Origin of the sequence: Elioraea sp. (genome assembly GCF_051860475.1) — a bacterium.
Lineage (GTDB): Bacteria > Pseudomonadota > Alphaproteobacteria > Acetobacterales > Acetobacteraceae > Elioraea.
Genome location: NZ_JBHYDW010000173.1, coordinates 1 through 7,775, shown reverse-complemented (window position 1 = coordinate 7,775; position 7,775 = coordinate 1). Strand labels below are relative to the sequence as shown.

8 protein-coding genes are annotated in these 7,775 nt (G+C 74.2%); 3 read left to right on the top strand and 5 right to left on the bottom strand.

What is annotated here, in order from left to right:
- Nucleotides 1-79 precede the first annotated feature (79 nt).
- From ACTIFU_RS20880 to ACTIFU_RS20870, 3 genes are read right to left on the bottom strand one after another with little or no spacing between them, the layout of a single operon-like run.
- Nucleotides 80-1,813: a hypothetical protein gene (locus ACTIFU_RS20880; RefSeq protein WP_439580252.1), complete on the bottom strand. Its 1,734-nt coding sequence runs from the start codon at nucleotides 1,811-1,813 to the stop codon at nucleotides 80-82.
- A 51-nt stretch (nucleotides 1,814-1,864) separates the two neighbouring features.
- The gene (locus ACTIFU_RS20875; RefSeq protein ID WP_439580251.1) at nucleotides 1,865-2,245 is read right to left on the bottom strand and encodes a VOC family protein; all 381 of its coding nucleotides are present in this window, start codon (nucleotides 2,243-2,245) and stop codon (nucleotides 1,865-1,867) included.
- Nucleotides 2,242-3,333 carry an isocitrate/isopropylmalate dehydrogenase family protein gene (locus ACTIFU_RS20870; protein ID WP_439580250.1) on the bottom strand — a complete coding sequence of 364 codons (1,092 nt, stop codon included), beginning with the start codon at nucleotides 3,331-3,333 and terminating at the stop codon, nucleotides 2,242-2,244. The genes ACTIFU_RS20875 and ACTIFU_RS20870 overlap by 4 nt, the downstream gene beginning before the upstream one ends.
- 52 nt (nucleotides 3,334-3,385) lie before the next feature.
- Here ACTIFU_RS20870 and ACTIFU_RS20865 point away from each other — a divergent pair, with 52 nt between their 5' ends.
- Together ACTIFU_RS20865 and ACTIFU_RS20860 are read left to right on the top strand one after the other, a co-directional pair.
- Nucleotides 3,386-4,357 carry a GntR family transcriptional regulator gene (locus tag ACTIFU_RS20865; RefSeq protein WP_439580249.1) on the top strand — a complete coding sequence of 324 codons (972 nt, stop codon included), beginning with the start codon at nucleotides 3,386-3,388 and terminating at the stop codon, nucleotides 4,355-4,357.
- Between the two features lie 67 nt (nucleotides 4,358-4,424).
- The gene (locus ACTIFU_RS20860) at nucleotides 4,425-5,405 is read left to right on the top strand and encodes a tripartite tricarboxylate transporter substrate binding protein (RefSeq protein WP_439580248.1); all 981 of its coding nucleotides are present in this window, start codon (nucleotides 4,425-4,427) and stop codon (nucleotides 5,403-5,405) included.
- Nucleotides 5,406-5,452: 47 nt separating this feature from the next.
- Here the strand turns inward: ACTIFU_RS20860 and ACTIFU_RS20855 are convergent, their stop codons facing one another.
- Complete coding sequence (locus ACTIFU_RS20855; RefSeq protein WP_439580247.1) at nucleotides 5,453-6,367, bottom strand: alpha/beta hydrolase; 915 nt, start codon at nucleotides 6,365-6,367, stop codon at nucleotides 5,453-5,455.
- 113 nt (nucleotides 6,368-6,480) lie between these two features.
- On the opposite strand from ACTIFU_RS20855, the gene ACTIFU_RS20850 reads away from it, so the two are divergent.
- Nucleotides 6,481-6,981, top strand: a complete 501-nt coding sequence (locus ACTIFU_RS20850) for a DM13 domain-containing protein (RefSeq protein ID WP_439580246.1) — start codon at nucleotides 6,481-6,483, stop codon at nucleotides 6,979-6,981.
- Between the two features lie 4 nt (nucleotides 6,982-6,985).
- Here the strand turns inward: ACTIFU_RS20850 and ACTIFU_RS20845 are convergent.
- Nucleotides 6,986-7,775 (bottom strand): dipeptide epimerase (locus ACTIFU_RS20845; protein WP_439580245.1); only part of this gene is annotated, 790 nt, incomplete at its 5' end.

Genomic DNA, 7,775 nt, shown 5'->3' with positions numbered 1-7,775 from the left:
GCAGACATGACCACGGCTCCGATCCAGGGAAATCCGGCCGCATCATCCGCGCGACCGATGAACGGAGCGTGAACCCCGGTCAGCCGCCGCCGCCGCGCTGCATCCCGTGCGGGTCGGGGTCGGGTGGTGGCGCCTCGCCGGCCTCGCCGAGAAAGCCGAACAGCCCGCGCAGGAACCCGGGCGTCAGCGCGGCGAGCGGATTGACCGACACCTCGGGATCGGCGAGGGGCCCGCGCACCCGGTAGGTCGCGGCGAACACGCCGCCCCCCCGCTCCGGCGAGAACAGCCGTCCGATCAGAGGGATATGGCCGAGCAGCGTGTTGAAGAAATAGGCCGGCACGATCGTCCCCTCGATCGCCAGCATGTCGCGCGCGAGGTCGACCGAACCCTTCGCGGTGAAGCCGAGCGAGGGGCCGTAGGCGCGCGCGTCGCGCAGCTCGAGCGTGTCGCCGTCCAGTGTGAAGGGGGCGACCAGGTTGGAGAACGACAGTCCCGGGCCGCGCGTCATCTCCAGCACGCCATAGAGCGTCATGGCCTGCAGCACCCGCCCGATCGCCGGCGCATCGTGCAGCCGGAACTCCTCGATCGTCGCCTCGCCGGCCAGCGGCGCGGAGGGCCTGGTGTCGTCGTAGCGGCCGGTGACCGCGAGCCGCCCGCCCGCCATGCTGCCGGTCACATCGAGTGCGGCGAGCGCCGCCCCGGCGTCGTCCGCGCGCAGCTCCAGCCGTCGCGCCGTGCCGTCGCGGCGGATCGACGCGGTATAGCTGCCGCGGTCGCCGACCAGCCCGTGCGCCTCCAGCGCCTCGATCCGCCGCCCGTCATGGCGCAGCGTGACCGCGACATTCCGGGTGTCGCGGCCCGGGCCAAGCACGACGCGGTCGAGCTGCGCATCGACCGCGACGGACGGGGTGGTGCCGGGCGCGGCGTCGGCGGCCGCGCGGGGCCGGCGCGAGAGGTCGAGCAGCGGGCCGCGCGCCGTGATGCGCCAGGGCTCGCCCGCGCGCGCCGGTGCCCGCACCTCGCCGGAGAGCCGCGTATCGCCGAGCCGCAGATCGGGCACCTCGACGCGCTCGAGGCGGCTCTCCGCGCCGAAGCTCGCGCGCGCCCGTGCGGCGAGCCCCGCGCCCTCCAGCGTCGTCAGTTCCGCCGCGACCAGCCGCGGCCCGGCGAGCCGCAGCGTCGCCTCCGCCGTGGCGGCCGTGCCCTCGGGCTTGGCCCAGCCGAGCTCGGGCAGCGCGAGCCGCGCCCGGGCGAGATCGGCGCGCAGCGTCACCGTGGACTGGCGGTCGCGCCGGATCGCGAGCCGCGCCTCCCCGCCGACCGGTCCGGTCAGGTACGGCGCGAGGTCGATCCCGAACGCAGCGGCCACGCCCTCCTGCGGGGCGAGCCGCAGCGTCGCGCGCTCCACGACCTGGCTCGCAGGTCCGGCGCGGAAATCGGTCTCGTAGCCGAGCGCCGTCTCCAGCCCGCCGAGCATGCCGGTGCCGTCGAGCTTCAGCCCGGTCTCGCTCGCCTCCAGCGTGAACCGCCCGCCGGTGATGGATTGCCCGAGCACGACATCGGGCACGCCCGCCTCCTCGACCCGGGCGGTCGCGCGCGCCTCGATCCCGTCCACGGTCAGCGCGTCGAGCAGCGGGAAGCGCAGCGCCAGATCGACCTCGCCCCGCCCCGTGATGCCCGCGGGCGGCGGCGACCGGCGGGCGAACAGGGCGAGCTTGGGATGAGCCAGCAGCGCGATCGCCGCCGGCAGCGGGCTCTCGATGTGCACGGCGATGTCGGCCCATTGCGGCCGGGTGTCGAGGCCGGAGAGCACGATGGTCGCATCGGTTGGGCGGATCGCGCCGCCCCCCCCCCCCCCCGGCTCTCACTTGCGTTCCAGGATCTCCACGCGGGCGCCGTCCGGTGCCTTGACGAAGGCGATCCGAACGCCGGGCCGAGGCGATGACGGCGGCGCTTCCAGCGCAATCCCCTTGCTCGCGAGATCGGCAAGCAGCGCGTCGAGATCGTCCACCGCCAGTCCGAGATGTTCGAGCCCGCGATACGGTGCTGCGGGTACGCCGGGTGTCCCCTCCGGCACGGACTCCACGAACAGCGCCAATCCGTCCAGATCGAGCACGATCCGCACCCCCGCGGGCACGGATTGACGGCCGGTCTCGCGCGCACCGAAGGCGCGCACGTAGAACGCGGCCGCCGCCTCCGGCTCGCGGCTCTTGATGTGCAGATGGTCGATCCGGATTCCGCTCACGCCGCACGCTCCTCCGCTGTCCCTAGCCGCCGCACCAGCGCCGCGCCGAACGCCCTTGTGCCAAGCGCGCCGCCAAGATCGGCCGTGCGCGTCGCCGGGCTCGCGAGCAGCTCATCCACCGCGGCCTCGATTGCACCGGCGGCGGCCACGCACTCCACGCAGCCGCGCCGGCGGCCGATCCAGTCCACGAGCATGGCCGAGGACAGCACCAGCGAACAGGGGTTGGCCTTGTCCTGGCCCGCGATGTCAGGCGCCGAGCCATGCCCCGCGTTCGCCGCGGCATGCCGCTCGCCGGCATTGAGCGCCGCCGACAGCCCGAGCCCGCCGCTCATCTCGGCGGTCAGGTTCGACAGGATGTCGCCGAACATGTTGGTCGTGAGCACGATATCGAACCGGTCCGGGTGGCGGTAGAGCGCTGCGGCCATCGCATCCACGGTCACGCTCTCCAGCGCGACGTCGGGGAACTCGGCCGCCACCGCCTCGACCTCGCGGACGAACAGCCCGTCGGTGAGCTGGAGCACATGCTTCTTCTGCACCACCGCGACGCGGCGGCGGCGGGCGCGGGCCATCTCGAAGGCGACGCGCGCGATCCGGCGCGAGGCGCGCGCGGTGATCCGGCGCACCGACAGCGCCACGTCCTCGGTCGGCATGAACTCGGCGATGCCGGCGAACATGTTGCGGTCGGCGTAAAAGCCCTCGGTGTTCTCGCGCACGATCACGAGGTCCATCGGCGCCGGCGGCTGCGGCAGGCCGGGCCGGGCGCGCGCCGGGCGGATATTGGCGTAGAGATCGAGCCGCTTGCGCAGCGTGCCCGGCACGCTGATCCCGCCCTGCTCGCGCGGCGGATAGGAGGTCATCTCGGCCGGGCCGAGCACGATCCCGTCGGCCGCCTCGGCGGCCGCGATCACCGCGTCCGGCAGGGTCGAGCCGTGCACCGCGTGGGCCGCGAGGCCGACCTCCATTCGGGTGAGCCTGAGTCCGAGGCCGAAGCGGCGGTCGGCGAGGCGCAGCACGTCCTCGACCACTTGGGTGATCTCGGGACCGATCCCGTCGCCCGGCAGGACGAGGATCTCGATCGGGTCGGGCATGGGCGGTCTCCTGGACGATGCGCGCCAGACCATAGTCGTATAGGATGCCAAGATGCAATTGACCCCACCCTGTGCCGCCGCTTCCCCGCGGCTCGCACAGCGCCTCGCCGAGCGGATCCTGGCCGAGCTGCGCGCCGGCGCGATGCGGCGGGGGACGCACCTTGCCGAGCAGGCCCTCGCCGACCGGCTGAAGGTCTCCCGCTCCCCGGTGCGCGAGGCGCTCGCGCTGCTCGCCGGTTCGGGGGTGGTGGAGCGTCGGCCGAACCGGGGCTTCTTCCTTGCGTGCGACGCCGCCGCCTTGCCCGCGCCCGCGCTGGCCCAGCCCGCGCCGGAGCCGGACGAGGCGCTCTACCAGCGCCTGGTCGAGGACCGGCTCGCCGGCGCCGTGCCGCCGCGGGTCAGCGCGCGGGCGCTCGCGCGACGCTACGCGGTCGCGCGCGGGCGGCTGCTCGGGCTGCTCGGCCGGGCCGAGGCCGAGGGCTGGGCAGAGCGCCTGCCCGGGCGCGGCTGGGGCTTCCCGCCGGTGATCGACTCGCCCGAGGCCTACACGGCCGGCTACCGCTACAGGCTGATCATCGAGCCGGCCGCCATGCTGGAACCCGGATTCCACCCCGATCCCGCCGTGTACCGGCGGCTGCGCGCCGAGCAGGAGGCGCTGCTCGGCGACGCGGTGCACCGGCTCTCGCGCGCCGTGCTGTTCGCGGTCACCTCGGGCTTCCACGAGGCGCTGATCGGGCTCGCCGGCAACCCGCTCCTGCTCGAGGGGCTGCGCCGGGTGAACCGGCTGCGCCGCCTGGTGGAGTACCGGCTCTACGGCGACACCGAGCGGCTCGCGCGCATGGCGGGAGAGCATCTCCGCATTCTCGACCTCCTGGAGCAGGACGAGCGCGAGGCCGCCGCGGGGCTCATGCGGGCGCATCTGCACCGGTCGTACGAGGCGCGCGCCGGCGCGATCGGAGGGTCGGCGGGCGCGAAGGGCGGGGACGCCAAAGATTGTATTTTGGACTTGCATAAGTCGCCCTGACATCCGAGGCTGCGGCTCACGGCGGACGGGCACGGCGCCCACGCCCAACCACAACGGGAGGACCGCCATGACCCCGATCTCCACCCGTCGCCGGGCGTTCCTGCTCGCCGCCCCGGCGCTCGCACTCGGCCTCGGCACCGCGCGCGCCCAGTCCGCGTGGCCCTCGCGCCCGATCCGCATGGTGGTGCCCTATCCGCCGGGCGGCGGCTCCGACACCATGGCGCGCATCATCTACCCGCGCGTCGCCGAGCGGCTCGGCCAGCCGATCGTGATCGACAACCGCGGCGGCGCCACCGGCACGATCGGCGAGGCCGCGGTCGCCCAGGCACCCGCCGACGGCTACACCGTGCTGCACGACGCCGCGGCGATCGGCGTGAACCCGGCGCTGTTCCGCTCCCTGCCGTTCGACGTCGACCGCGACTTCACGCCCGTCACCCTGATCGTCACCTTCCCCAACCTGCTGCTCGCGCACCCCGACGTGCCCGTGCGCAGCGTCGCCGACGTGATCGCCATGGCGAAGGCAAAGCCCGGCGGGGTGGATTGGGCGTCGTCGGGCAACGGCTCGAACCAGCATCTCTCGATGGTGCTGTTCGCGCGCGCCGCCGGCATCACGCTGAACCACATCCCCTATCGCGGCGGCGGCCCGGCGATCGCCGATGTGATCGCCGGCAACGTGCCGTTCGTGTTCGGCAGCGCCTCCGGTCAGACCGGGCATGTGCTGGCCGGCCGGGTCCGCGCGCTCGGCCACACCGGCACCGGACCGCTCGCCGCCCTGCCCGACGTGCCGCCGATCGCCGACACGCTGCCCGGCTTCGAGGCGCTCGACTGGCAGGGTGTGTTCGTTCGCGCCGGCACGCCGCGCCCGATCGTCGAGCGGCTCTCGGCCGAGATTGGCGCGGTGCTGCGCGAGCCGGCGATCCGCGAGCGCATCCTGTCCTTCGCCGCCGAGCCGCGGCCGATGACGCCGGACGAGTTCGCCGCGTTCTTCGCGGCGGAGCGGCGCAAGTGGACGACCCTGATCCGCGAGGCGGACATCAGGATCGAGTAGCGCCGATGCCGATCGGGCGGGGCAGCCGGATCAGGTGATGATGCGCGTCACGGCCGCCCCGGAGCCGCGCCCGACGGGCCGGAGGCCGCTCCGGCCGCCCGTGCGATGGCCTCGACGACCGCCGTGTCGGCGGCGAGAGACGTGGTCAGCGCGAGCACCACGGTCATGTGGCCCGCATCGGCGCGGAGCAGGAGCTCGGCTTCGCCGCCGCCGGCGCGGATGGCCTCGACGAGGCGCGCCGAGTTGCGCGGCGTGACCAGCGTGTCGCCCTCGGCCGCGACCAGCGTGATCGGCGGCGCACCCCCGGCATGGCGCGCGGCCAGCGCCACCGGACGATGCGCGTCCGCCGGGTCGGCGGCGGCGAAGATCGCATCGTAGGGCGCGCCCCGGAGCGGCTCGACGCCCGTCACCCCCGCGATCGAGACGACCCCGGCAAGATCGCGCGGCGCGATTCCGTGCGCTCCGAGCCAGCGCGGATCGAGCGCGAGCGTAAGCGCGATGTGGCCCCCGGCCGAGTGGCCGGCGAGCGCGATCCGCCCCGGATCGACGCCGATCCGTGCCGCGTTGGCGCGGACCCACGCGACAGCGGCCGCGCCGTCCTGCGGATAGGCGGGCCACGCGGCCTCGGGGAACAGCCGGTAGTCCGGCAGCACGGTCGCAAGACCCCGCCGGGCCAGCGCGCCGGCGACGAACCGGTACTGCCCGCGTGCCCCGGACGACCAGCCGCCGCCATACCAGAACACCACCGCGGGCGCAGCCGTGGCCCCCCGTGGCGCGAACACGTCGAGGCGCTGGCGCGGGTGAGGTCCGAAGGCGGCATCCGCCACCGCCGGTTCGGGCGGCGCGGCGGAGAGCGCGTTCAGCGCCGCGAGCCCATGATCGGCGAGGCTTGCGCCGCCGCATCCCGGCACGGCGAGCAGCGTCAGGGCGGAGGCATGGAGCAGCGTGCGGCGGGCCGGCATCGCTCCCGCATCGCCGCCGGCGCCGCACCGGTCAACGCACGTCCCCGCGCGTAACCCGCGGCAGAGCCGCGTCGAAGCCCGAGCGAGCCGGAACCCGCGCGGAGGCCATCGCGATGCGCCGCTTCACCATCCTCGCCTTCCTGATCGGCGGCGTGCTCGGCGCTGGCGCGGGATTCGCGATCGGCATCTTCGCCTTCCCCTTCCTGTTCCCGCCGCCGCCGGCGATGGAAACCCTCGCCGAGGCCGAACGCGCGCGCGCTGTCGCCACCGGCACCTTCATCCACGCGGACCCGTCCGATCCGGTGCACTACGGCAGCGGCCGCGTGACGGTCACCGAACGGTCGGTGTTCCTCGAAGCCGATTTCGACGTCGGACCTGGCCCGCTCTATCATGTCTATCTGGTCGCGCAGCCGGAGGTGCGGCGGTCGGCCGACGTGCGCAACGCCGAATTCGTCGATCTCGGCCGGCTGCGGGCCTTCCAGGGCAGCCAGCGCTACGCGATCCCACCCGGCACGGACCTCGCGCGCTATCCGAGCGTGGTGATCTGGTGCCGGCAGTTCTCGGTGCTGATCTCGCCCGCCGATCTCGCGCGCGCGGCTGCCGCGGTGCGCTGACCCGTTACCCCCAGAGCGCCGCCTCGGCCGGATGGACAAGGCTGCCCTCGTAACGGAGCCCCGGATCGCGGTCGGCCGCCATCCAGAGCGGCCCGTCGATATCGACGAAGTCGGCACCCTGCGCGACCAGATGCGCCGGCGCCATCGATAGGCTGGTTGCCATCATGCAGCCGACCATCACGCGGAAGCCCATCCGCTCGGCGGCAGCCTTCAGCCGCAGCGCCTCGGTCAGCCCGCCGGTCTTGTCGAGCTTTATGTTCACCACCTGGTAGAGCCCTTGGAGCCGGTCCAGCGTCGCGGTATCGTGGCAGGACTCGTCGGCGCCGAGCGGGAGCGGGAATGACCGGTCGCGCAGCGCCTCGTCCTTGTCCGCGTGCAGCGGCTGTTCGAGCATCTCCACGCGCGCCTCGGCCAGCAGCGGCGCGATCCGCTCGGCCTCCTCCAGCGTCAGCGCCTCGTTGGCATCGACGATGATGCGCGACGCGGGCGCGTTGGCGCGCACCGCCGCGACGCGCTCGGCATCGGCCCCGTCGCCGGTGAGCTTGAGCTTGAGCAGCGGCCGGTCGGCGGCGGCCTTGGCGGCCTCGCCCATCGCCTCGGGCGTGTCCACCGAGAGCGTGTAGGCGGTGATCAGCGGCTTCGGCGCGGGCAGTCCGGCCAGCTCCCACACGCGCTTGCCGGCCTGCTTGGCCTCCAGATCCCAGAGCGCACAGTCGATCGCGTTGCGCGCGGCCCCGGGCTTCATCGCGCGCTGCAACCCCTCGCGCCCCAGCCCGCCGGCGATCGACGGGCCC